Genomic DNA, 399 nt, shown 5'->3' with positions numbered 1-399 from the left:
CGCATGTCTTCTTCGCTGATCTTGGCGTAGGACGGGTAGGGCATCGCCGGATAGAGATTCACTCCCTCGGCGGACACCCCCTTGCGCATGGCGCGGTCGAACTCTTCGAAGCTGTAGCGGCCGATGCCGGTCTCCCGGTCGGGAGTGATGTTGGTCGAGTAGATGGTACCCATTGGCGTCTTCAGCTCGAGGCCGGAGGCCATCGGCGCGCCCTGCGGGCCGGTATGGCTGGCGATGCAGTCGGCGAGCTGGGCCACGTAGCGGCCTTTTTCGATGAGCGCAGCGTCCGTGGTCGGTTCGCTGGCATGGAGCAGGGGAACGATGGAGCACAGCGCGCCGAGCAAGCCGAGGCGCGGGAAAGAAGAAGGCATTTCCTCATCCTTTGGCGTAGGCCTGGGG

The 399-nt window shown here is 64.7% G+C and carries 1 pseudogene; it reads right to left on the bottom strand.

The features are described from left to right. Window positions 1-371, bottom strand: a pseudogene (locus tag ACEWB7_RS18460) (hypothetical protein); the annotation flags it as partial. Window positions 372-399: the final 28 nt, after the last annotated feature.

It is taken from the genome of Acinetobacter sp. NIOH-H-8 (assembly GCF_046635365.1).
In the GTDB taxonomy this organism is placed as follows: Bacteria; Pseudomonadota; Gammaproteobacteria; order Pseudomonadales; family Moraxellaceae; genus Acinetobacter.
The sequence above is the reverse complement of the archived record's forward strand: the minus strand, read 5'-3'. Positions and strand labels throughout refer to the sequence as shown.